Annotated in this window: 24 protein-coding genes; 15 read left to right on the top strand and 9 right to left on the bottom strand. The window is 63.1% G+C overall.

The features are described from left to right. The first annotated feature begins 147 nt into the window (after positions 1-147). Positions 148-1,302 (top strand): Fic family protein, encoded by a 1,155-nt coding sequence (locus tag PST29_RS01780; RefSeq protein ID WP_060842216.1) that lies wholly within the window; start codon positions 148-150, stop codon positions 1,300-1,302. 73 nt (positions 1,303-1,375) lie between these two features. Here PST29_RS01780 and PST29_RS01775 read toward each other — a convergent pair whose 3' ends face one another. From PST29_RS01775 to PST29_RS01750, 6 genes are all read right to left on the bottom strand, one after another. Next, positions 1,376-1,654 carry a hypothetical protein gene (locus PST29_RS01775; protein ID WP_060842215.1) on the bottom strand — a complete coding sequence of 93 codons (279 nt, stop codon included), beginning with the start codon at positions 1,652-1,654 and terminating at the stop codon, positions 1,376-1,378. A 295-nt stretch (positions 1,655-1,949) separates the two neighbouring features. After that, on the bottom strand, positions 1,950-2,990 hold the full coding sequence (locus tag PST29_RS01770; RefSeq protein WP_060845059.1) for a DMT family transporter: 1,041 nt from the start codon (positions 2,988-2,990) through the stop codon (positions 1,950-1,952). A 224-nt stretch (positions 2,991-3,214) separates the two neighbouring features. Continuing rightward, positions 3,215-3,520: an addiction module antidote protein gene (locus tag PST29_RS01765; RefSeq protein ID WP_060842214.1), complete on the bottom strand. Its 306-nt coding sequence runs from the start codon at positions 3,518-3,520 to the stop codon at positions 3,215-3,217. Between the two features lie 9 nt (positions 3,521-3,529). Further along, positions 3,530-3,820 carry a type II toxin-antitoxin system RelE/ParE family toxin gene (locus PST29_RS01760; protein ID WP_060842213.1) on the bottom strand — a complete coding sequence of 97 codons (291 nt, stop codon included), beginning with the start codon at positions 3,818-3,820 and terminating at the stop codon, positions 3,530-3,532. A gap of 172 nt (positions 3,821-3,992) precedes the next feature. After that, positions 3,993-4,574: a hypothetical protein gene (locus PST29_RS01755; protein ID WP_060842212.1), complete on the bottom strand. Its 582-nt coding sequence runs from the start codon at positions 4,572-4,574 to the stop codon at positions 3,993-3,995. A 104-nt stretch (positions 4,575-4,678) separates the two neighbouring features. After that, the gene (locus PST29_RS01750; protein ID WP_047301081.1) at positions 4,679-4,999 is read right to left on the bottom strand and encodes an isochorismate lyase; all 321 of its coding nucleotides are present in this window, start codon (positions 4,997-4,999) and stop codon (positions 4,679-4,681) included. Positions 5,000-5,121: 122 nt separating this feature from the next. Between PST29_RS01750 and PST29_RS01745 the strand changes: the two genes are divergently transcribed. The 3 genes from PST29_RS01745 to PST29_RS01735 all read left to right on the top strand — a co-directional run bounded on the left by PST29_RS01745 (position 5,122) and on the right by PST29_RS01735 (position 7,004). Further along, the gene (locus tag PST29_RS01745) at positions 5,122-5,451 is read left to right on the top strand and encodes a hypothetical protein (RefSeq protein ID WP_060837090.1); all 330 of its coding nucleotides are present in this window, start codon (positions 5,122-5,124) and stop codon (positions 5,449-5,451) included. 48 nt (positions 5,452-5,499) lie between these two features. After that, entirely contained in the window at positions 5,500-6,468 is a 969-nt protein-coding gene (locus tag PST29_RS01740) for an alpha/beta hydrolase family protein (protein ID WP_060842211.1), read from the top strand. A gap of 125 nt (positions 6,469-6,593) precedes the next feature. Then, the gene (locus tag PST29_RS01735) at positions 6,594-7,004 is read left to right on the top strand and encodes a hypothetical protein (RefSeq protein WP_060837088.1); all 411 of its coding nucleotides are present in this window, start codon (positions 6,594-6,596) and stop codon (positions 7,002-7,004) included. A gap of 81 nt (positions 7,005-7,085) precedes the next feature. On the opposite strand, the gene PST29_RS01730 is transcribed toward PST29_RS01735, so the two are convergent. Further along, the gene (locus PST29_RS01730) at positions 7,086-7,406 is read right to left on the bottom strand and encodes a hypothetical protein (RefSeq protein WP_060837087.1); all 321 of its coding nucleotides are present in this window, start codon (positions 7,404-7,406) and stop codon (positions 7,086-7,088) included. Between the two features lie 386 nt (positions 7,407-7,792). Continuing rightward, positions 7,793-9,184, bottom strand: coding sequence for a GABA permease (gene gabP, locus PST29_RS01725; RefSeq protein ID WP_060842210.1), 1,392 nt, complete (start codon positions 9,182-9,184; stop codon positions 7,793-7,795). Positions 9,185-9,749: 565 nt separating this feature from the next. Here gabP and PST29_RS01720 point away from each other — a divergent pair. The 6 genes from PST29_RS01720 (at position 9,750) to PST29_RS01695 (ending at position 15,923) form a co-directional block, all read left to right on the top strand. Next, positions 9,750-10,523, top strand: a complete 774-nt coding sequence (locus PST29_RS01720; protein ID WP_016964770.1) for an ABC transporter ATP-binding protein — start codon at positions 9,750-9,752, stop codon at positions 10,521-10,523. 13 nt (positions 10,524-10,536) lie between these two features. Then, positions 10,537-11,289, top strand: a complete 753-nt coding sequence (locus PST29_RS01715) for an ABC transporter substrate-binding protein (RefSeq protein WP_011058718.1) — start codon at positions 10,537-10,539, stop codon at positions 11,287-11,289. 65 nt (positions 11,290-11,354) lie between these two features. Beyond that, on the top strand, positions 11,355-12,047 hold the full coding sequence (locus PST29_RS01710) for an ABC transporter permease (protein ID WP_060837085.1): 693 nt from the start codon (positions 11,355-11,357) through the stop codon (positions 12,045-12,047). Continuing rightward, on the top strand, positions 12,047-12,736 hold the full coding sequence (locus PST29_RS01705) for an ABC transporter permease (protein ID WP_060837084.1): 690 nt from the start codon (positions 12,047-12,049) through the stop codon (positions 12,734-12,736). Before PST29_RS01710 ends, PST29_RS01705 begins: the two co-directional genes overlap by 1 nt. A 49-nt stretch (positions 12,737-12,785) precedes the next feature. Further along, the gene (locus PST29_RS01700; protein ID WP_060842209.1) at positions 12,786-13,997 is read left to right on the top strand and encodes a methyltransferase; all 1,212 of its coding nucleotides are present in this window, start codon (positions 12,786-12,788) and stop codon (positions 13,995-13,997) included. A 294-nt stretch (positions 13,998-14,291) separates the two neighbouring features. Continuing rightward, positions 14,292-15,923: a BBE domain-containing protein gene (locus PST29_RS01695; protein WP_060842208.1), complete on the top strand. Its 1,632-nt coding sequence runs from the start codon at positions 14,292-14,294 to the stop codon at positions 15,921-15,923. 381 nt (positions 15,924-16,304) lie between these two features. On the opposite strand, the gene PST29_RS01690 is transcribed toward PST29_RS01695, so the two are convergent. Continuing rightward, the gene (locus PST29_RS01690) at positions 16,305-17,888 is read right to left on the bottom strand and encodes a peptidase M20 (protein ID WP_060842207.1); all 1,584 of its coding nucleotides are present in this window, start codon (positions 17,886-17,888) and stop codon (positions 16,305-16,307) included. Between the two features lie 293 nt (positions 17,889-18,181). On the opposite strand from PST29_RS01690, the gene PST29_RS01685 reads away from it, so the two are divergent. From PST29_RS01685 to PST29_RS01665, 5 genes are all read left to right on the top strand, one after another. Further along, a complete protein-coding gene (locus tag PST29_RS01685; protein ID WP_060842206.1) occupies positions 18,182-19,099 on the top strand; it encodes a LysR substrate-binding domain-containing protein in 918 nt (305 codons plus the stop codon). 149 nt (positions 19,100-19,248) lie between these two features. Continuing rightward, positions 19,249-20,340, top strand: coding sequence for an ABC transporter ATP-binding protein (locus tag PST29_RS01680; protein WP_060842205.1), 1,092 nt, complete (start codon positions 19,249-19,251; stop codon positions 20,338-20,340). A gap of 92 nt (positions 20,341-20,432) precedes the next feature. Beyond that, positions 20,433-21,545, top strand: a complete 1,113-nt coding sequence (locus PST29_RS01675; protein ID WP_060842204.1) for an ABC transporter substrate-binding protein — start codon at positions 20,433-20,435, stop codon at positions 21,543-21,545. Positions 21,546-21,555: 10 nt separating this feature from the next. Then, complete coding sequence (locus tag PST29_RS01670) at positions 21,556-22,392, top strand: ABC transporter permease (RefSeq protein ID WP_060842203.1); 837 nt, start codon at positions 21,556-21,558, stop codon at positions 22,390-22,392. A gap of 7 nt (positions 22,393-22,399) precedes the next feature. Continuing rightward, a complete protein-coding gene (locus PST29_RS01665) occupies positions 22,400-23,215 on the top strand; it encodes an ABC transporter permease (protein ID WP_060842202.1) in 816 nt (271 codons plus the stop codon). The last annotated feature ends 435 nt before the right edge of the window (positions 23,216-23,650 follow it).

Genomic DNA, 23,650 nt, shown 5'->3' with positions numbered 1-23,650 from the left:
CACGCCTCGGCTTTTCTCAAGTGTTCACTTAAGTGAAGAACCATTTAGAGATAATCATCTTTTGATATTCGAGCAGAACCCATATAGAACAGGGCCTACAGCAAGAAAATCATAGATAATTTTTCCGGCCTTCGAGATGTTTGCACAATGCCTGCATTCCTCCATCAAGACCTTGAGCTGCTAAACCCATCCTTCGACTCCCCTCTGGTGGACGTGCTGAGCGAGCTTGAGCACCTTCGGCGCTTGCGCTTGGAAGGCGATACGCCTCCTGCGGTCTTCTATCAGCTGAAAACAATCTTCCACATCCTGGAAAGCCTGGGTTCGGCGCGCATCGAGGGCAACCACACCACGCTTGCCGACTACATCGAGAGCAAGGTGGAAGGCACAGCCGAGGACACGGACCAGCTACGCGAAGTGGCGAACATCGAAAAAGCCATGGACTACATCGAGCAAACCATTGGCCCGGGAACACCAATCACCGACCTCATCATCAGAGAGCTGCACGCGATGACCGTCCAGGACCTGGGCCGAGAGGGCGACAAGACGCCTGGAGCGTATCGCCAGGGCGCCGTACAGATTGCTCAGGCCGCTCACCTACCTCCTGATGCCCTGATGGTGCCCAGCTACATGCAAGAGCTGGTGGAGTTCGTCAATCGGGAGGACCTGCCCAAATACGACCTGATGAAAGTGGCCTTGACCCATCACCGGTTTGCCTGGATTCACCCATTTGGCAACGGCAATGGCCGCGTGGTGCGCCTCCTGACTTATGCACAGCTGATGAAATATGGCTTCAACGTCGATACGGGTGGCCGCGTACTCAACCCCACTGCCGTTTTCTTCAATGATCGGGAACGCTACTACGCCATGCTCGCCACCGCGGACCAAGGAACCAAGGCCGGGCTGGAGACCTGGTGCACTTATGTTCTGGAGGGCATCAGGGACGACCTGGAAAAGGTCAATCGCCTCACCGACTACCGCTACCTGAGCCGGCACATCCTCGCTCCCACCATTACCTTTGCTCGGGATCGACAATGGATCACTGCTGCGGAAGAAACGGTACTGACCACAGCGATCAAGTCAGGCGTTGTTAAGTCGAGCGACATCGCCCAGGCACTGCCCAAACTGACTGCCGGACAAAGGACCTATCAAATAAAGAAACTGGTGGACCAGGGCATGCTATTGCCCATCAGCACCAACGCCCGGCAATACACCATCGGCTTCTCCAACAGCTACCTCATCAGAGGAATGATCAAGGCACTTCGAGAGCAAGGGTTCATACCGGCACCGCTTGAGGCGCCATGACACGCCCTCGGGCTCTCCAAGGGCGACCAGAGTCAAACTAACCCTGGCCGCACTGGCGCACCGCCTGCGCCGATCAGAAGGCCTTATTCGCCCACTCCAGGGCCTGCCCCTGAGCCACATCGAGCAGGGCCACGCCATCACCGAGCAGCAGCGAGGCGATGTCGGCGATCTGGAACAGGTCGCTGGCGTCAGCCGTTTGCGCGGTCATGCCGGACAGGCTGTTCATCAGTTTGTGAAGGGCGCGTATGCGCTGATCGGCACAGGCCAGAAGATCGACCAGCGGCGCATGAGGATTGATCAGCAGGACGGGGTTGTCCGCTGGCGTGTGTTGAAGAGGGATATATCCGTTCATTGATGTAGCTCCGTGCGTTAGGGAAGCTCCCCCCAAGCTCTCCTACAAGCTGGGTGGCAGCTGTACGCGGGGTAGGAGACCGGTCGCACAACCCGGCCACGCCGAAGCGTGCCCGCGCACAGCCGCCATAAAACACAGGGCAGCAAGAAGCGCCCAAGAAAAGCTGGGCGCCTGTGCACGGTGCGACTCTCGGGCTCCTACACCCGGCCGCTGATTTGGCAGCGACCGGCGCAGAGTAAAGAGCAGGTCCGATCAGCGCAAGCCCTCACCTGGTGACTGAAAGTAACCAGTCCACTCAGTGTTTGTGCCGATGATGAACATCGGGGAAGTGTGCATGGCTATGCCGGATCGGCGCGTGCTCATGGGGATGGCTGTGGGGCTCCGAGCCGTCCCACTCAAAGTCGTGTTCATGCTGGTGGTGCTCGTCGTGCTTATGGCGATGGTTGTGCGCGAGAGGCTCGTGCTGATGCTCGTGAACGTGGTGTTCCATCAAGTGAATCCACACGCCGATGGCCATCAGTGCCGCAGCCAGCAGAAACCACAGGGAAACCGACTCGCCGAGGATCAGAATCGAGAGCGCTGCGCCAAGGAAAGGCGCCGTGGAGAAGTAGGCCCCGGTGCGCGCACTGCCCAGCCCTCGCAGGGCCAGGACGAACAGCACCAGGCTGACGCCATAACCCAAAAAGCCCACCAGCAGTATCGGCCCCAGCGTGGCAGCAGCAGGCAGTTGCGCGCCAATAAGCAGCGCCAGGCCAGCATTGACCACACCCGCCACCAACCCCTTGCTGCCTGCGATGAACAGCGCATCGGACGCCGAGACGTTACGGGTCAGGTTGTTATCGATGGCCCAGCACAGGCAGGCGCAGGCCACCGCCAGTGGCCCCAGCCAGTCATCAGCGCCGGCGTGCTGCTGCGGCCATGACAGAACGATCCCGCCCAACACGATGGCGAGCATGCCGAGCACGATCCGGCGATCGGCGTTCTCCTTGAACACCAGCCACGCCAGCACCGCGGTGAGTACCGATTCCAGGTTGAGCAGCAACGAGGCGGTGGCGCCCGCGGTCCGCGTCAGGCCGAACATCAGCGCGACCGGCGCCAGCACTCCGCCAAACAAGATCGCCCCCAGCAGCCACGGCCACTCGCGCGCCGTCAGCCCCGTCGGTTGCCAACCTCGATCGCGAACGCAACGGACAATGGCCAGGCCGACGCCACTGCCCAGGTACAACAGCCCCGCCAGGAGCATCGGCGGAACATCCAGCCCCAGCAGCTTGGCCAGCGGCGTACTGGCGCCGAACAAGGCGGCGGCCGCCAGCGCATAGAGAACACTCAAGTTCATGGTCGGATCACCCTTCAGGCTCATTGCAAGATGCTGAACAGGATGACCCTGGCGGTGTAGAAATGCCGTGAATCAACCTACAACCGATCGGCAAGCCTCAGCTTCCAGGGGACGCTGCGCGTCCCAGCGGGAGCAAGCTCCCTCGCCACAGGTACAGCGCCTGCCCTTGGCTGACTGGCATTACCGCCTAGAGCGGCTTTTTCACTGAGCATGGCTCTGCAGTTTCAGCCGCCTTGCTGCACCGTACCGACCTCAGCATGCAGCTTTATACCCAAGGCGCCCATGACCTTCATGATGGTCGCCAAACTGGGGTTGCCATCAGCTGATAGGGCCTTGTAAAGCCCCTCACGAGTCAGGCCAGTATCTCGGGCTAGCTGCGACATCCCACGCGCTCGCGCGATATCGCCCAAGGCCGCAGCCAGCAGCACGGGATCGTTCTCCTCCAGACAGGCTTCAAGGTAAAGAGCCATGTCCTGTTCAGTCTTCAAGTGATCGACTACATCCCACTTGCTCAGTTTTATCTTGGTCATCTCATCCTCCTAGAGCTCACGGGACAGCCTGATGGCAATCCTTATATCAGCGGCCTGAGTCGCCTTGTCACCACCGGCCAGCAGAACAATCACTTCATAGCCGCGCTGCACGAAATACAGTCGATAACCCGGCCCATAATCTATCCGCAACTCAGATACCCCCTCACCCACCGGCTTGCAGTCACCCAAAACCCCCAACTCCAGTCGACGAAGTCGAGCTTTGATCCGAGCCTGTGCCCGAGCGTCCCTCAGCCTGGCAAACCACTGGCTATAACGCTCTGTCTGAATAAGCGTGTGCATGCACAAAATGTAAACCACAGTTTACATTTCATCAATAATGAGCACCCCCTCTCCGACAAAGCGTCCACATCACGACTCAATAACACCAGACCCATAAAAAAGGCCTGGATCGAAATGGAGCCAGGCCTCACAGGCAAACATCAGCAAGTCACCACTTGCTCGCATAGCAGCCTCAGCCAGAAGCGGCATCCATCAGCACCTTGAGCGCCGCATCGGCCTCGGCACGCTGGGCCTTGGTGGGTTTGCCGGCAAATTGGCTGCGCTGCTTGTTGAGGGTCAGGTAGGCGTTGTCGCCATCGCCCCAGATGTAGGAGTAGATCAGCAGGAAACTGTCGGAGCCGGGCTGGCAGTAAGGGGCGACGCTGCGCAGCGGTGCCAGCAGTTGGATCATCTCGCCATAGTTGTCGGTGAACTCCAGCAGGGCGAACTGCCAGCGACCGGTCTGCGGATCATAGTGCGAAGCGCTACCCGGCCCGGCCCAGATCTGCACCACTTCCTGCAGGCTGCGCGCTCCGGAATCCTGCAACCACTCGGCATCGACCCGGGCCGAGCCGTACATGTCCTTGCTGTCGAACCACTTCTGCCAATCGCTGTAGGAAATCGCCGGGCGTGGCGCTGCCGCCATGGCCTTGGCGTACTGCTCGGGGGTCATGCTGCAGCGCAGATACACCGAGGAAGGCTCGCTCGCCTGCGCCTGCCCGGTCGCCGCCAATAGCGCTGCCAGCGCCAGCCCTGTCCATGAGCGAAATTGCATGGTTGTGGTTCCTGATCGATCGAAAAAGGTCGCCAGCATACCCGCGCCGACACAGATCAAGGACGCTGCCCAATCCGATCAACGCCGAACGCCGGCCTATAAGCTCAAGCTGGCGCCTGCGCCGCCTGCCAATGCTTCATCTCCTCAGCGATAAAGTGCTGCACCAGATCGCTGTACAGCTTCTCGATGGCATCCGCGCTCAGGCCTTCGGCCTCGGCCCATTCGCGGCGGGTGGCGAGCATCGCCTTGAAGCGCTCCTCGGCCCGCACGGTGGCCGCCGAGGTCTTGAACTTCGACGCCGCCAGCACGTACTTGAAACGCGCGCCCAGCAGGGCAATGACCGCCCGATCCAGGTGGTCGATTTCCCGACGGATGTCTTCCATGCCCTGGCATTGTTCCGGGCTCATCTGCTGCTTCACTTCCATGCTCAAGACTCCATCGACGTCTGGGGATACCCGGCTTTGGCCGGGCCCGGATTATTCCCATGACGGCGCAGGGGAGTAAAGTTGCGGGCTCGCGCCCATTCGATTGCCAAGGAACTGCTCGCGTGAACCAGAAGAGAACCCGAGTCCGCCTGCCCCACCCCAAGCCCGGCAAGACCGGTAGGGGCGCCTGGGTATTCCTGCTGATCGGTGGCGTGCTGCTGGCACTCACCGCACTGCTGGGCTGGACCCTGGTGAGCGCGCTGCAGGACGGCCTGATTGTCACCCGCAACCGCGCCGGCCCGAAGCTCGTCTACAGCCAGGCACAACAGCCGACCCAGTTCTATATCGAGCTGCTCTGGCAAAGCATCAGCACCCTGTTGCTGGGTGCACTGGCAGTTGCCGCGCTGTGGATCGGCCGGGTATTAATGGGCGCACAAAAAAAACATCGCTGATGCCGGATGCCGCTCCGGCATAGTGCAGCCGCCCAGGAACAAGCGCCCATGTCCCTGTTGTCCCCTCCCGACCTGCCTGCCACGCGCCTCGCCACGGCCGGCCCAGGCCCCAGCGAAACCTTCAGCGAACCGGCGGCGGATGGCTTTGTGCTTGGCGGTTTTGCCTGGCGCCACCCGCAAGCCGATCCGAGCAGACCGGTGGTCATCATCAACCCCGCGACCTCGGTGCGCTGCCGCTACTACGTGCGTTTCGCCGACTACCTGTTCGCCAATGGCTTCGACGTCATGACCTACGACTATCGCGGCATCGGCGAGTCGCGTCCGGCCTCGCTCAAGGGGCTCAAGGCGTCCTGGTCGGATTGGGGCGCACTGGATTTCGAAGCCATGCTGCAACGGGCCCGGCGCGAGTTTCCCGGGCAGCCGATCGATGTGGTGGGCCACAGCTTCGGCGGCTGCGCCGTGGGCCTGGCGGCCTCCGCCGGGGAGATCCGCCGCGTGGCCACCATGGGCGCGCAGTTCGCCTACTGGCGCGACTACGAGCCCCGGCTACGCTGGCGCATGCTGGGCAAATGGCATGTGCTGATGCCCCTGCTGACCCGCCTTCACGGCTACTTCCCCGGCAAACGCCTGGGCTGGATGGAGGACACGCCCGCCGGCGTGGTCCGCGACTGGGCCACCCCGCACCCACGCTACGAAGGCCGTCCCAGCGGCCGCAGGCTGGCCGCTGCGCGCAATGGCCAGCCCTTCGCCCAGGTCAGCGCCGCCGTGCTCGCCATCAGCCTCAGCGACGATCCCTTCGGCACGGTGGCGGCCATCGAGCGCCTGCTGGCGTACTTCAGTAACAGTCCGCGCACCCACTTGCGCATCGCCCCGCAGGATATCGGCGAAACCGAGGTCGGCCATTTCGCCTTTTTCCACAGCCGTTTCGACACCCGGCTCTGGCCCATCATCCTGGACTGGCTGCGCCACGGCGAACTCGACCGCAGCAGCCCGGGACGGCTGGTACCGCGCGCCTGAGCCGCCCCGCTCGCCCGGCGGCAGGTGCTCCGGCCTCGATTTGCTGGCATCCTTGGCCGCCTGAAAAGGTCGCCGCTGCCCGGCGACCCACGCGATACACCTCCCAGCATCAAGGTAAGGCGCCCATGGCATCTGCGAACAAGCAACACAAACGGGCCCAGCGGGCGAAAACCAAGGCCAAGCAAAACCGCGCCAAGCGCACCGCTCCCACCTCGGAGCTGGAACTGGACCCCAACGACAGCCGCATCGACTTCGAGTCGGTGGACCTGACCGAGCTGTTCGTGAAAATGCGCGACGCCGAGAAAACCAGCTTGCAGGCCATGTGCACCGTGTTCCTCTCGGACCCGTTGCTGGAGCTGGTGTATGAGCAGGAGGGCGACGAAGGCGCCACGGATTTCATCCTTGCGGCGCTGATCGAGTACCGCAACTGGTCCACCGAGGCCGACGAGGCGGCGGCGCTGGAGTGGATCGAGTCCGAAGCCTTCCGCAACGACTACATGGCCGCGTCCCAGGCCCTGTTCAGCACCAAGGACTGAGCCGCAAACGGGCATGAAAAAAGGGCGCATTCAGCAATGAATGCGCCCTTTTTGTTTCAGCTACAGAAGCCGGGCCTAGACTCAGGCCGCTTCCAGCCGAGGGATTTCCATGCCGATGCGCGAGCTGGCGAAGTTCAGGTCGCCGCTGGCGATGGACTGGGCCTTGAAGCCCGAGCCGATCAGGTCGCGAACATACAGCTTGTTGTACATGAACATGAACACCAGGTTGCTCAGGCCGAAAGTGAACATCGACAGCAGGAACATGATGGCCGCCCATTTCCAGTCAGCGCGGAACAGGGCCGGGATGAAACCGAAGAAGAACACGGTCCAGGAGAAACCAACTGGCGCTTCCTTGATGGCTCCGGTGTTCGGGTTTTTGAAGATGATTTTAGTGAACGCCATGCGCGTCTCCTTGCCGCCCCATTTTGAGGAACCAACGACCGGGCGATCGCCATTGGGCCCTGAATGCTCATTCTTCGAACCGGGACCGTCAGCCATGCCATGGGCAAGTGCGGACAAATCAGGAGCATGGGCCGGCGCGGATGGATCAGGGGGAGGGAAGCAGAAGACGGATTCAGAGTCCCGACAAGCGTTCAATCCCTAGCATGACAGCGCTATTCCATAGCTCCTCTCACGCAGGCACGCAAGAGCTCTTATCGAAGAGCGCGCAGGCTACTATTTCGCCAGCGGGCTGTCCACGAAACGCCAGGTAACAATTCACAAATCCGATAAAAAAGGCCGCGGTCAATGCTGACGGCGGCCTTTTTGTATGGCAAAGCGTCAAACCGTCAGTTCAGTACCAGGGCACCATTGCGCTCGGCCTTGCGCCGACGAGCCACCAACAGCCCCGCAGCGATGACGATGATACTCAGCAGGCCGGTGGCGAGGATCTCCACCCGGTGCTCTTGCTGGAACAGCATGATGCCCAGGATCGCCACGATGAACACGATCACCGCGTAGGTCAGGCCGGGGAACAGCCACATGCGGAAGGCGATCTTCTCGCCGGCGGCCATGCGCTTCTGGCGCATGCGCAGTTGCGATACGGCAATCACCAGGTACACCAGCAGGGCGATGGCGCCGGAACTGGCCAGCAGGAACTCGAACACCGCCGCCGGCGCTACATAGTTGGCGAACACCGCAAGGAAAGCTGCTGCGGTGGACAGGATCACCGCCCAGTAAGGCGTGCCGCTGGCGTTGGTGCGCTTGGCCACAGCCGGAGCGTCGCCCCGCTTGCCCAGGGAGAAGAGCATGCGCGAGGCGGTGTAGAGCGCCGAGTTCAGGCAACTGGTCACGGCCACCAGCACCACCAGGTCGACGATCAGCTTGGCGTTGGGGATGCCCATGCGATCAAGCACGGTCTGGTAGGAGCCGACCTGAGCCAGGCTTGGATCGTTCCACGGCACCAGGGCCACGACGATGAAGATCGACACCAGGTAGAACAAGCCGATGCGCCAGATCACCGAGTTGGTGGCCTTGGAGATCTGCTTGCCCGGGTTGTGGGATTCCGCCGCGGCGATGGTAACGATCTCGGTGCCCATGAAGGAGAACATGGTGGTCAGCATGGCCGCCAGCACCGCGCCCATGCCGTTGGGCATGAAGCCTTGGGTGTCCACCAGATGCGAGACGCCGCTGACCTGGCTATTGGGCAGCAAGCCGCAAATGGCCGCCAGGCCGAGGATCACGAAACCGATGATGGCCACCACCTTGATCAGGGCGAACCAGAACTCGAACTCGCCGTAGTTCTTCACGCTGAACAGGTTGGTGGCGGTCAGCAGCAGAGTGATCACCAGGGTGAAGACCCAGATCGCCACGTTGGGGAACCAGGCATGCAGGATGGTCGCGGCGGCGTTGGCCTCCAGCGGGATCACCAGCACCCAGAACCACCAGTACAGCCAGCCGATGGTGAATCCGGCCCAGTGGCCGATAGCGCGATCGGCATAGGTCGAAAACGACCCGGTATCCGGCGAGGCGACGGCCATTTCCGCCAGCATGCGCATCACCAGCACCACCAGGGTGCCGGCAGCGGCATAGGCCAGGAGAACCGCCGGGCCGGCTTCGGCGATGGCGTGGCCGGAGCCGACAAAGAGACCCGCGCCAATCACGCCGGCAATCGACAGCATGGTCACATGCCGTGGTTTGAGCCCCTGTTCGAGGTCATTGGAGAGTTGCGTACCGCTCATGAAAAGCACCTTTGCAACGAAAAAAGAGTCACTCCACCCGGTCGGCATTCGTTCTCGTAAAAAGAATTCAACGGGGCGTTCTTTATTTCGCACGCAAGATTTGCGCCAAAATGTTACAGAGTCCCGGGAAACAAGGCTTGGCGAACCGACCGGCGGAAATCTCAAGTCATTGAGTTCAATGGCATTTCGCCATTTCGTTACTGGCCGACTCACTTTGTAGGACGAAACTGCGCACCAGAAACACACCCCGAAAGTACCCGATGCACAATTAGGTGGCAGATCCATGACCTTTGGCCCGTTAACCCTTCCAACACCCGGCCAAAGCTGGCACCATCGCGCCTTTTTTTACGCGACACCTACCGGATTCCAGGCGGATTCCGGGTTCAAACGGGCGTTCGGTTGTTGATGGGGCGACAGTCTTCTGTGCTGATGCGACAACCTGCCACACGCCGTCTGTTTACCTCCGGTAGCGCTGTTGGCTGCGCTTGGAACCCTATGCTAGCTTGGCGCCTCGCCAGGAAGGCCGCCAACAGCAGGAGCACAATGAACTCTATGAGGACCGCACATGGCTGAGGCCACGCCCGCGCTTGAAATCCGCAACTTGCACAAACGCTACGGCTCTCAGGAGGTACTCAAAGGTATTTCGCTGACCGCACGCGACGGTGACGTGATATCGATCCTGGGTTCCTCCGGCTCCGGCAAGTCCACTTTCCTGCGCTGCATCAACCTGCTGGAAAACCCGCATCAGGGGCAGATCCTGGTCGCCGGCGAAGAGCTCAAGCTCAAGGCCGCGAAAAACGGCGAGCTGGTGGCCGCCGACGGCAAGCAGATCAACCGCCTGCGCAGCGAAATCGGTTTCGTCTTCCAGAATTTCAATCTCTGGCCACACATGAGCGTGCTCGACAACATCATCGAGGCGCCGCGCCGGGTGCTGGGCCAGAGCAAGGCCGAGGCCATCGAAGTGGCCGAGGCGCTGCTGGCCAAGGTCGGCATCGCCGACAAGCGCCACGCCTACCCGGCCCAGCTGTCCGGCGGCCAGCAGCAACGCGCCGCCATCGCCCGCACCCTGGCGATGCAACCCAAAGTCATCCTGTTCGACGAGCCGACCTCGGCCCTGGACCCGGAAATGGTCCAGGAAGTCCTCAACGTGATCCGCGCCCTGGCCGAAGAAGGCCGTACCATGCTGCTGGTCACCCATGAAATGAGCTTTGCCCGCCAGGTTTCCAGTGAAGTGGTGTTCCTTCACCAGGGCCTGATCGAGGAGCAGGGATCGCCACAGCAGGTCTTCGAGAACCCGCTTTCGGCACGCTGCAAACAATTCATGTCCAGCAACCGCTAACGGAGCTACACGCATGCAGAGCTATAAGAAAATCCTCCTGGCCGCTGCCGTCACTCTGGCTTTCAGCGCCAGCGCTGCCGCCGAAACCCTGAAGATGGGGATCGAGGCCGCCTACCCACCGTTCAACAACAAGGATGCCAGCGGCCAGGTGGTCGGCTTCGACAAGGACATCGGCGACGCCCTGTGCGCCAAGATGAAAGTCGAATGCACCGTGGTCACTTCCGACTGGGACGGCATCATCCCGGCCCTGAACGCGAAGAAATTCGACTTCCTGATCTCTTCGCTGTCAATCACCGACGAGCGCAAGCAGGCGGTGGACTTCACCGACCCGTACTACTCCAACAAGCTGCAGTTCATCGCCCCCAAGGCCAAGACTGACTTCAAGACCGACAAGGCCTCGCTCAAGGGCAAGATCATCGGCGCGCAGCGGGCGACCCTGGCCGGCACCTGGCTGGAAGACAACCTGGGCGACGACATCACCATCAAGCTCTACGACACCCAGGAAAACGCCTACCTGGACCTGACGTCCGGCCGCCTGGACGCGATCCTGGCCGACAAGTACGTCAACTACGAGTGGCTCAAGAGCGACGCTGGCAAGCCGTATGAGTTCAAGGGCGAGCCGATGGTGGAAAGCGACAAGATCGGGATTGCCGTGCGCAAGAAAGATCCTCTGCGCGAGAAGCTGAACGCCGCCCTGAAGGAAATCGTGGCCGACGGCACCTACAAGAAGATCAACGACAAGTACTTCCCGTTCAGCATCTATTGATACTGACTTGCCTGACCGGCGCCCGCCCCCTGGGCGCCGGTCCTTAGCAAAGCCATCCAGACCCCATGAATATCGATCTCTTCGGATTCGGCCCGGTGCTCGCCGCCGGCGCGCTGATGACCGTCAAGCTGGCCCTCTCGGCGTTATGCCTGGGACTGGTGCTCGGCCTGCTCGGCGCCTTGGCCAAGACTTCCCCGTACAAGCCACTGCGCTGGCTTGGCGAAACCTATTCGACCATCGTGCGCGGCGTCCCGGAACTGCTGTGGGTGCTGCTGATCTACCTGGGCACGGTGAACATGATGAACGCGCTGGGGGAGCAATTCGGCAACCCCGACCTGGCCCTCAGCCCGTTCGTTGCCGGGGTGATCGCCCTCGGCCTGTGCTTCGGTGCCTATGCCACGGAAGTGTTTCGTGGCGCGATCCTGGCCATCCCCAAGGGCCACCGCGAAGCCGGCATCGCGCTGGGCCTTTCCAAGTGGCGGATCTTCAGCCGCCTGATCCTGCCGCAGATGTGGCGCATCGCCCTGCCGGGCCTGGGCAACCTGTTCATGATCCTGATGAAGGACACCGCCCTGGTGTCGGTGATCGGCCTTGAAGAAATCATGCGCCAGGCGCAGAACGCCGTGACCTTCGCCCGGCATCCGTTCACCTTCTACATGGTCGCGGCCGTCATGTACCTGGGCCTGACCGTGCTGTCCATGATCGGCATGCACTTCCTGGAAAAACGCGCCGCCCGCGGCTTTGTGAGGACGACGTAATGGAATGGGAAGTCATCTACAAATGGCTGCCGAAGTTCATCCAGGGCGCGACGCTGACCCTGGAACTGGTGGGCATCGCCGTGATTCTCGGCCTGCTGCTGGCCATCCCGCTGGGCATCGCCCGCTCGTCCAAGCTCTGGTACGTGCGCGCCTTGCCCTACGCCTACATCTTCTTCTTTCGCGGCACGCCGCTGCTGGTGCAGCTGTTCCTGGTGTATTACGGCCTGGCGCAGTTCGATGCGGTGCGCGAGAGCTTCATGTGGCCCTACCTGCGCGATCCGTTCTGGTGCGCTACTGCCACCATGACCCTGCACACCGCGGCCTACATCGCCGAGATCCTGCGCGGTGCGATCCAGGCCATTCCCCCCGGTGAGATCGAAGCCGCGCGGGCCCTGGGCATGTCCCGGCCCAAGGCGCTGTTCTACATCATCCTGCCGCGGGCGGCGCGCATCGGCCTGCCGGCCTACAGCAACGAAGTGATCCTGATGCTCAAGGCCAGCTCCCTGGCCAGCACCGTGACCCTGCTGGAACTGACCGGCATGGCGCGCACCATCATTGCCCGCAACTACCTGACGGTGGACATGTTCTTCACCGCCGGGGTGTTCTACCTGCTGATGTCGTTCATCCTGGTCCAGGCCTTCCGCCAACTGGAACGCTGGCTGCGAGTCGACGCCTGCCAGGGACGCTGACCTACTCCCGCTCCCGCCCGGGAGCGGGCCTGCCCCGGACTCACCGCCCATGCCCTCGATCCTCCAAGGCCCCGCGCTGCTCGATCGTTTCCAGGCCCTGGACGGCTTCCTGCTTGAACACCAGGCGCTCTGGCGCCCGCGCCCGTTCAACCATCTGCACCTGCCGTGGGAATCCACTCATCCGCAACTGGCCCAGTGGCTACGCCAACGCTCCCTGGAAGACGCCGAAGCGGCCCACAACCATCCGCAGCAGCTCCAGGCGCCGGCGCCCTTTGCCCAGCTGGCGGAGCAGGCCCGAGCGCTCGGCACGCTGGGCGACCTCCCCATAAAGGCACTGCCCGCGCCTCAGCCGCGCCTCAAGGTCGACGTGCCCGGGCGCAAATGGCAGCAGATCGAAGCCTTCGCCGCCTGCCTGCAATTCCAGCGCACCCCCACTCACTGGCTCGACTGGTGCTCCGGCAAGGGCCACCTCGGCCGGCGCCTGCTGCAACCCGGGCAACAACTGACCTGCCTGGAATACGACCCGGCGCTGATCGACAGTGGCGAGCAACTGAGCCGGCAGCACGGCCTGCCCGCGCGCCATGTGCAACAGGACGTGCTGGCCGATGACACGCTCCAGCAGCTCTGCGCCGAGCACAGCCCGGTGGCCCTGCACGCATGCGGCGATCTGCATGTGCGCTTGATCCAGCTGGCCAGCCAGCAGGGTTGTCCACAGCTGGCGATTGCCCCTTGCTGCTACAACCGCACCCGCGCCAGCCACTACCAGGGCTTATCCACAGCGGCCCAGGCATCGCACCTGGAACTGTCCCTGGAAGACCTGGCCCTGCCCATGAGCGAAACCGTCACCGCCGGCGCCCGGGTGCGGCGCCAGCGCGACCGCTCCATGGCCCGGCGCCTGGCCTTCGACCTGCTGCAACGGCAAGTGCGCGGGGTCGACCAATACCTGCCAACGCCTTCGCTGCCCAGCCACTGGCTGGACAAACCCTTCGCCGACTACTGCCGCGACCTGGCCGCCCTCAAGGACTTATCCACAGTCGATTGCCAGGATTGGGCCGCGCTCGAAGCCGCCGGCTGGCAGCGCCTGGCCCAGGTGCGCAACCTGGAACTGCTGCGGGGCCTGTTCCGCCGCCCGCTGGAATTGTGGCTGGTGCTGGACCGTGCGCTGTTCCTGCAAGAACAGGGCTACGCCGTGCGCCTCGGAACCTTCTGCCAGGCTCCCTTGACCCCGCGCAATCTGCTCCTGCTGGCAGAGCGCCCTTAACCTGCCGCTGCACCGGCTCTAGCCGAAGTTCGTCGTGCAGGCCCCCTGCGGCCAGTGACCTTGTAAAACGGACATCGGACACCCCATGGGAAAGCCACAACCCATTGAAAGCCGCCGATCAGGCCGGGGGATGTCCGCAACTTCACAAAAGAAAAAAACCAAGCTCATGACGCCTACTAGTCTCTAAGACGTGCAGGGCATATGCCGCACTCAAGCCACAGCTCTGGCGCAACTCAAGCGGTCATGTTTCGACAGGAAGTCGCCTAGCTCACCATCACTGACAGGGAGTCAACCATGAACATCATCGACCCTCAGGCACACACCTACGAAACCCTGCAAAAGGGTTTCAACTTGCGTTGGCCCCCCAGTATCGAACAGGGCGCGAACCGAATTTATGTGTGTACGACACCTGATGAAGTTCTGACGGCAGCCAATACAGCACTGCATGATGGCTATCGCATCACGGTGCGCAGTGGCGGCCACTGCTACGAGGGCTTTGTTTCCAACAAGTTGAGCGGCGAGACACAAAACCTGGCGATTATCGACCTCGGTGAAATGAAAGGCCTGAAGTACGACGAGAGCCAAACCATCACTTCGCCCTGGGATCGCCAGAACAAGACGTATCGTTTCATGGCATTGACCGGCAATCAGAACTGGGACGGCTACCTGTCGCTGTACAAGCAGGCCGGGCGCACCCTTCCTGGCGGCTCATGTTATTCGGTCGGTTTGGGCGGGCACATCAGCGGCGGCGGTTACGGTTTGTTATCGCGCCTTCAGGGCTTGACCGTGGACTGGGTCACCGGCGTCGACATACTTGTGCCTGTGGAAAACTCACGGCAACTGGAGTTCCGGCATGTTCGCGCGGACAGCCCATCGAACAACGACAAGGCATTGTTCACCGCCTGTTGCGGCGCCGGCGGTGGCAACTTCGGCATCATCATCGGCTACTACTTCGAGCAACTGCCCCAAGCCCCGCAACAAGCCTACTGGATTCCCCTGGCCTACCCGTGGAAGGAGCTGATTCCCAACTTCTCGAACTTCCTGCGGGCCTATTGGCAATGGTTCTCGGATAACGACGCCAACGCGACCAGCCCGGTGGAAGGCGTTGGCAACGGTGGCTTGTTCACCCTGCTGAAACTCAACCATGTGGACACCTCCGACCATGTGGTGCTGGCGATCCAGTACACCGGCCCCAATGGCCGGGTCGGCGGCGCCAACGATATCCCGCTCAACGACTTCATCAGCAAGATGAACGCCGCGGCGGGCATCACGCCGACCCTGCATGACGGCTTTATCGCGCCCAACATTGCCCCGCTCAGGCACCCGCTCGCCGGCAGGAAGTTCAGAGGCGCGGTGCCTGAGCACACGGCGATGGACTGGCTGTACGTCACGCAAATGATCAACGGCTCGGGCAACAATCAGCGGGGCAAATACAAGTCTGACTATCAGGTCGAACAGTTCTCCGAACAGGCCTGCAACGCCTTGCTGACGCACTTGACCGAAGCCACGCCAGACAAACGCTTCAGCCAGTCGCTGGTACAGATCGACTCCTACGGCGGGGCGATCAATAAAAAGGGCATGGGCACCACCGCGGTTCCGCAAAGAAGCTCCCTGCTCAAAGCCCAATACCAGACGTACTGGACCCACGCTGCCGACGACGCGGTGCAAATCGCCTGGATCCGCAACATCTTCACCGCCGTGCACGGCGGCAAGCCCAAGCGCCCCGCCTACGATGGCTGCTACATCAACTACCCCGATGTGGACATGAAATACACCGCCACCGGCGCGGTGGACCCCGACTGGCTGAACTTGTACTACGGCTGGAACAGCGAACTCATCAACAGACTGTCCAACCTGAAAGCCGCCATCGACCCCAACAACCTGTTTCGTCATGAACTGTCCATCCCGGCCACAAAGACCGAGTAGGTCGCCGCCTGGCCACCCCCTGCGGCATGACCAGCGCCTGCTCGGCTGAGCCTTCGGCAACCCTGGGCCGCGGGCTCGAAGAGCAGGCTGTGGAGCCGTGCGACAGGCTGTCGCGACCTGTGGATAAGTCTGTTGATGGAATTCCGGCAAAGCCCGGGATTGCAGGGTGCTTAGCCCTCATCATCAGCTGGTCATTTTTTGTTCACAAAATAAAAGCCCGAAAAAACAGCCAGTTGCATAAAGATGAGAACGGCTCCACAAATCCGACAGTTCCCGGCCCTGGCGACCCATCCGTTGTGCATAAACACCTGAGCGAACGGGCATAACGCCCTGCGCCCAGGTGCCAGGGAGCGACCTCAGGCAAGGGCCTGATAGCGCCCCTTACTCATCGGCCCGCGCCGGGATCCACCACTCTTCGCCCCGGGCGGTGCTGATGTACTCCGGCCAGCGGAAATCATGGGGCACCTTGAAGTCCTCGGGCAGCAGCGGCGCCTGCCAGCGGCTGCCGCCGATACCGCCGCCGGTACGTTCGACGAACTCGGCCTTGGCCGCGCTGAGCAACGCCTCGTCGGTCAGCAGGTCGACCAGGGTCGCGGCGATGGTCTTGGCCGCCACCTCGATCATCGGGTCGATGGTCTGGCGAATGCCGCCCAGGGCGTTGGACACCCAGTCCGGGTAGACCGTGCCCGGCGGCGCGCTGAGCATCGGCCGGGCCACCAGCAGGCGCACGGTCGGGCAATGCCAGGTGTATTCCGGGTAGTCGTCGGAGGTCAGGTACTGCTGCCAGGCGGGCATTTGCAGGCGCATCTGGCGCTCGCATTCCTGGGGCTCGATCAGTTCTTCGGTGGCCGGCAGGAAAGGCTTGTCCATGGCTTCCAGGCCGAGGTTGCGCTGGATCTCGCGGGCAATCTCCCGCGCTTCTTCATCCCACTGCGGGGCCCCCACCGCCGCCAGGTTGTCGTAGGTGGCCTGGGCCATGACGTGGTTGGGCAGGCCGCCCCGGGACTTGCAGACCCAGGTCTTTTTCCAGCGGCAGCCGGTGGCCATGGCCGCCGCGGCGGCGTTGTTGTCCATCACCTGGGAGATGGTTTCGGCCTGCTCGATGGAGTCGCAACGCAGCAGGTACTGGATCTGCGACAGGTGCGGCGGCAGGTTGTCGGCGGTGGCCTGGCCGGCGGTGAGAATCGCCTCGTTGTAGCTCCACAGGCCGGTGAACGGCAGGGTCGAGCGACGCAGACTTTCGTTGAGGGTGTAGAAATGCACCAGGGCGTCGTTGGCCCCCGGCGCTCGGGCCGCCAGGTGGTTCTGCGGAATCGGGCTGTAACGATCGGCGGCGATCCAGTTCTGCGGGTCCTCGCAGGTGAAGCTGTAGATGTAAGCGTAGGCGATGCCGCAGTGGGTGTCCCAGGTGGTGGTGTTGTTCAGCGGCAGCATGTAGGTGGGGTGGAAGCTGATGGCCGCGTCGAGGTCGTCGTAGTAGCCCTTGGCGGCGTGGACCGGTTTGGAGGCGCGGAGTTTTTCCGCCGGCTCGCCGAAGAACCTGATGCTGCCCTGCAAGCCGAATTCCACCATGGTCGCCTTGGCCGCCAGGGCCCCGCCGAGGGCGCTGATGCCCAGGGCCGAGTGCGGATCGGTGTGCCCCGGGGCGAAGCGCGACAGGCCCTCGCGCGGCTGCTTGCGGGTGGTGGCCGCCTGGCAGTTGCCGGGCACCGCGTCGTACTCGCCGTAGGTGGCCAGCAGCGGGCCCTGGCCCTGGGTGAAGGTGGCGCAGAAGGCCGTGGGCATGCCGCCGCTGCCGCGCTCGACGGTGAAGCCTTCAGCCTCCAGCAGTTCGACATACCAGGCACAGGACTTGTACTCGCGGAACGCCGGCTCGGCGTAATGCCAGATGATCTGGTGCCAGTCCGACAGTTGCTGGCGGTGGCGCTCAACCCAATCGAGGGCGAATGCTTTGTAGCGGGACATGCGCGGCACTCCTGGTTATCCAGGTTCCGGCCGGCCGCTGCCCGGACGCCTCGGCGCCCGCGCAAGACCTGCAGGACCTCTTGTTGTTTTAGGGATGGTCCGGTCGATTGCGGCCCGGATCGAGGTCCAGTATTGGTGAAGCGGCTGCGACATCAATCGAATTTTTTCGCCAGCAATGTCAAAGAAAATTGACCAGCTCGACGCCATCGCGGCCCATACTGCGACGCGGCCAGCCGCGCCTCGGCGCCTTGCCTGGGGCCGTCGTACACAGGTTCCCCCGACTCGGAGGTTGTATGCGTTATCCCTCGATCACCGCCCTGCGCGCCCTCGACGCGGTCGCCCGGCTAGGCAGCGTGACCGCCGCCGCCCAGCAACTGAGCCTGACCCGCAGCGCCATCAGCCACCAGATCATCAGCCTGGAACAGAGCCTGGGTTTTGCCCTCACCGAACGGGTCGGGCGCGGCATCGGCCTGACCTACCAGGGCGAGTGCTACGCCCGGGAAGTGCGGCGCATCCTGGCGGACATCCAGGACGCCGGGCGGCGTTTCGACGGCCAGGCGGTGTCGGGCAAATTGCGCATCAGCTGCAATCCGGGCTTTGCCAGTTTCTGGCTGTGCAACCACATCAACGGCTTCCTGCGCCAATACCCCCAGGTGCAGCTGCAGGTGGTCAGCCCTCGGGCCCAGGACGACACCAGCGACGCCGAGGCCGATCTGTTCATTGCCTATGGCATCGGCGACTGGCCGGGGCTGCTGGTGGAGCAGATCGTCACCCTGCGCTTCTCGCCGGTGTGCAGTCCGCGCCTGATCAACGCCATCGGCGGCCTGAAGAGCCCGCTGGACCTCAAGGACTTTCCGTTGATCCACATGAGCGACACCAGCGACTGGCGGGTCTGGCTGGCGGCCGCCGGGGCCAGCCAGGTCAATCCCGACCGTGGCATTACCTTCTCCGACGCCCATTGCGCGCAGTCCGCCTGCATCGCCGCCCAGGGCGTGGCCATCGGCGACAACCTGCTCAGCGGCGATGCCCTGGCCCGGGGGCTGCTGGTGCGCCCGTTCGATATCAGCATCAGCGCCCTGCGCGGTTATTTCCTGGTGATCGATCCGGCCAAGGCCGAGCGGCCAGCGGTCCAGGCCTTCAGCGACTGGCTGAAAAACCAGCTGCAGGCCAGTGCCCAAAGCATCAGTGACAGCCCGCTGATCGAGCCTTGAAAGCCGGGTCGAATGGGAAATTTCACTCACCAATGAGGCAAAAATTATTCCATTGATGTGGCGTTGCTTTTCACAATAATGAATCCACCACCTGCTGCACTCACAATAAAAATTCAATCGTGCAGGTGGGTTTCCGGGAGATCTCTGTAGTGTCCAGCAGCCCCTCGACTCAACTCAGCGCCCAAGGAATCAGCCAGTATTACGGCAACTTCACCGCCCTGGACGGCATCGATCTGGACGTTCGCCAAGGCGAATTCCTCACCCTGCTGGGCCCCTCCGGCTCAGGCAAGACCACCCTGTTGATGATCCTCGCGGGCTTCCTCAGCCCCAGCGCCGGCAAGCTGCTGGAACGTGGCGTCGACATCAGCCGGCGCCCGGCGGAAAAACGCAACTACGGCATGGTGTTCCAGGGCTACGCCCTGTTCCCGCACATGAGCGTGGCCGACAACGTCGCCTATCCCTTGCGCATTCGTGGAGTGAAGGCCGAGGAGCGCCAGCGCCGGGTCAAGCACATCCTCGACGTGGTGGGCCTGGGGGCTCACCTGCACAAGAAACCCTCCGAGCTGTCCGGCGGCCAGCAGCAACGGGTGGCCATCGCCCGGGCCCTGGTGTTCGAGCCGGACATGCTGCTGCTGGACGAACCCCTCTCGGCCCTCGACAAGAACCTGCGCGAGCAGTTGCAGACCGAGCTGCAGCGCATTCACCGCCAGGTCGGCACCAGCTTCGTCTTCGTCACCCACGACCAGGGTGAAGCCCTGGCCCTGTCGACCCGCATCGCCATCTTCAACCAGGGACGGCTGGCGCAGATCGACACCCCGGAAACCATCTACGACCGGCCGAAAAACCGCTTCGTCGCCGAGTTCCTCGGCAAGATGAACCTGTTCCCGCTGCAGGGTCTTTCCCGCAATGGCAGCCAGGCCAGCGGCCGCTTTGGCGACAGCCCGCTGCACGCCACCACGACCGGGGACATCAGCAACCAGCCGCAGTTGCTGGCGGTGCGCCCGGAACACATGACCCTGCACACCGAGCGCCCACAAGCCGGCGAACACAACGTGCTGCCCGCCTGCCTTGGCGAGCGGGTCTACCAGGGGTCCAGCACTCATCTGGCGCTGAACATCAGCCCGGAACTGGCACCGGTCAACCTCTCGGTGCCCGGCGATCATCCCGGTGCCCGCTTGCCCAGCGGCACCCCGGTGTGGCTGAGCTGGCCGGTACGCCACAGCTTCCTGCTGGAAGCCTGAGCCGACCACGCTCGCTGTCGAGCGTTTGCGTAGAAAGCCAATCACACTATCGGCCGGCGCCTGGCGCATCGGCCTCGCGAGGACTTGCCCCCATGAGCCAGCACCACCAACGCGACTGCATCGAAATCCTCATCGAAAAAGCCCGTGGCGGGCAGGTCAGCCGCCGCACCTTCCTCCAGGCCATGGGCCTGCTGGCGGCGGTGCCCCTGGCATTGCGCAGCGGCATCAGCTGGGCGGCGGACAAGCCGCTGGTGGTGGTCAACTGGGGCGGCGACGCGCTCAACGCCTTCCGCAGCGCCTGGACCGACAGCTTCACCAAGAGCACTGGCATACCGGTGCGCATCGACGGCGCCGGCCCCACCGAAGGGGCGATCCGCTCGCAGCTGGCCAGCGGCCGGCCGAGCTGGGACGTGGTGGATGTGGACAGCTACAGCGCCATGACCCTGGGCCGCGACAAGGTCCTGCAACCCCTGGACTACAGCGTGGTGCAACGGGATCTGGTGGCCCCGGAGCTGTCCCACGAGCACGGCATCGCCGGCTACCTGTTCAGCTACGTGATCGCCTGGGACAGCCAGAAATACGGCAACCACGGCCCCAAGAACTGGGCGGATTTCTGGAACGTGGAGCAATTCCCCGGCAAGCGCACCCTCTACAAATGGATGAACGGCATGCTCGAAGCCGCGCTGCTGGCCGATGGCGTGGCCGCCGACCAGCTGTACCCGCTGGACGTGCCCCGGGCCTTGCGCAAGATCGATGAACTCAAGCCCCACGTCCTGTCGTTCTGGGGCTCGGGCGCGGAAAGCCAGCAACTGATGATCGAAGGCGAAGCCTCCATGGGCGCCATCTGGCACACCCGCGCCACCCTGCTCCACGAGGACAGCGGCGGCCGCATCCAGTGGGGCTTCGACCATGCCTTCCTCAACGCCAGCAGTTGGGGCGTGCTCAAGGACAACCCGGCAGGCGCCGCACCGGCCATGCAGTTCATCCAGCACGCCTTGCAGCCGGCCGGCCAGTTGAAGCTGTTCGAAGCCCTGGGCAACGGCCCGTCCAACGCCGCCACCCAGCAACTGATGAGCGCCGAACAGCGAGAGATCAACTGCGCCTCCGAAGCCAACATGAAGAAGCAGATCTTCCTCGACACCCAGTGGTACGCCGACCACTACTCCAGCACCCTGGAGCAGTACCTGACCCACCTGTCCAAGTGAGCCGTCGACCATGAGTGCAACCCGAACCGCGCGCCTGGAACGCAGCCTGCTGCTGTTTCCCCTGCCGTTGCTGCTGGTGGTGTTCTACCTGTTGCCGTTCTTCGGCGTGGTGAGCTGGAGCTTCACCCTGCCCGAGCCCGGGATCGAGCAGTACCAGCGCATCGCCACGGACCCGGCGATCCACGACATGCTCCTGCGCACCCTGCGCCTGTGCCTGACCGTGAGCCTCCTGGCCCTGGTGATCGGCTACCTGCTGGCCTACTGCTGGGTGTTCAGCCCGCCGTTCTGGCAGCGCATGGTGGAGATCTGCGTGTTCATCCCGTTCTGGATCTCGGTGCTGGTGCGGGCCTTCGGCTGGCTGATCGCCCTGCGCAGCAATGGCGTGGTCAATGACAGCCTGCTGTCCCTGGGCTGGATCGACCACCCGTTGCAGCTGACCCGCAACGAGCTGGGGGTGGTGATCGGCATGCTGCACTTCATGATTCCGTATGCGCTGTTCCCGCTGCTGTCGAGCATGCGCCAGCTGGATCAACGGGTGCTGCTGGCCTCCCGCGGCCTGGGCGCCGGCGCGCTGCGGACCTTCTGGCAAGTGCTGCTGCCCCAGACCCTGCCGGGGCTCTTGGGGGCCTTCATCATGGTCTTCGTGTTCTGCCTGGGCTTCTTCATCACCCCGGTGCTGCTGGGCGGCGGGCAGACGGTGATGATCGCCGAGTACGTGTTCCTGCAGATGTTCCAGACCAGCAACTGGGGCCTGGGCGCGGCCCTGAGCCTGGTGCTGCTGACCCTGGTCAGCGCGCTGATCTGGCTGCTGCTGCGCGTCACCCGTGTCAATCGACTGGTGGGTTGAGGTCACTATGAATACACATCGCACTGCATTGAGTACCCGACTGATCGCCGTGGTCGCCATGGCCTTCATGCTGTTCCCGCTGCTGACGGTGATCCCGGTGTCGTTCACCGCCAAGCGCTACCTGTCGATGCCGGACGGCAACTGGTCGCTGCGGCACTACGAGGCGCTGCTGAGCAATCCCGACTGGCTGTCGAGCATCGGCCAGAGCCTGGCGATTGCCAGCGCCACCAGCCTGATCGCCACCGTGCTGGCGGTGAGCTTCAGCCTCGGCATCTGGTACCTGCGCTCGCGCCTGGCAACCTTGCTGATCGGCCTGGTGCTGCTGCCCATGGCCATTCCGCCGGTGATCTCGGCGCTGGTGCTGTACTTCATGGAAACCAACCTGGGGCGCATCGCCCCGGGCTGGGGCTACGACACCCTGCCCGGGGTGGTGATCGCCCACGTGGTGATGGTGGTGCCCTACGGCGTGGTGACCATGCTGGTGGCCCTGAGCCAGGTGGACCGGCGCATCGAGCTGGCCTCGCGCAACCTCGGAGCAAGCCTGATGCAGACCACCTTCCTGGTGATGCTGCCGAACCTCAAGCTGGGGATCTTCTCCACCGCGCTGCTGAGCTTTGCCCTGTCCTGGGAGGAGGTGGCGGTGACCCTGTTCATCACCAGCGTCGACGTCAACACCTTGCCCCGGCGGATCTGGAGCGGCCTGCGGGACAACGTCGACCCCAGCGTGGCAGCGATCTCGGTGCTGCTGATCGGCCTGACCCTGCTGGTGCTCATGGGCCGCCTGGCCTTGCAGTACGCCGCCCAGCGCCGCGCCCGCCCCTAGCCACCGCTGTGTGGCGGGGGAGCTTGCTCCCGCTGGCTGGCGAAGCCAGCCCAATGCCTGAGTCCCGACTCCCATCGACGAGTCGCAGGCTCAGGCTTTACGGCCGCTGCGCGCCCGAGCGGGAGCAAGCTCCTTCGCCAGGGTGCCCACCCTCCTCCTGCCAACCTCCCCGGCTATAGGCGTTCAAGCTGACCGATGTCATGCCCCGGCCCCGCGTTTTATCCGATAGTGCGCAGCTCGCTCCATCCGCTTGCCCGGGCTCTTCTAGACTCAAGGGGTGGTCGCATTCGGAACCGGACACGTCGCTTTCGTGCGGTTCAATCAGAGGCAGCGTGTCAAGCTGCCCTTTATGCCCTGAACAGGTGCGGCAACGACCGCACCGGGTCCAACAAGATGCCCATTCAGGGTGCATGGCCAACGGCCTGAAACGCCGCG

Origin of the sequence: Pseudomonas sp. St29, from assembly GCF_001547915.1 — a bacterium.
Taxonomy (GTDB): Bacteria; Pseudomonadota; Gammaproteobacteria; order Pseudomonadales; family Pseudomonadaceae; genus Aquipseudomonas.
The sequence above is the reverse complement of the archived record's forward strand: the minus strand, read 5'-3'. Positions and strand labels throughout refer to the sequence as shown.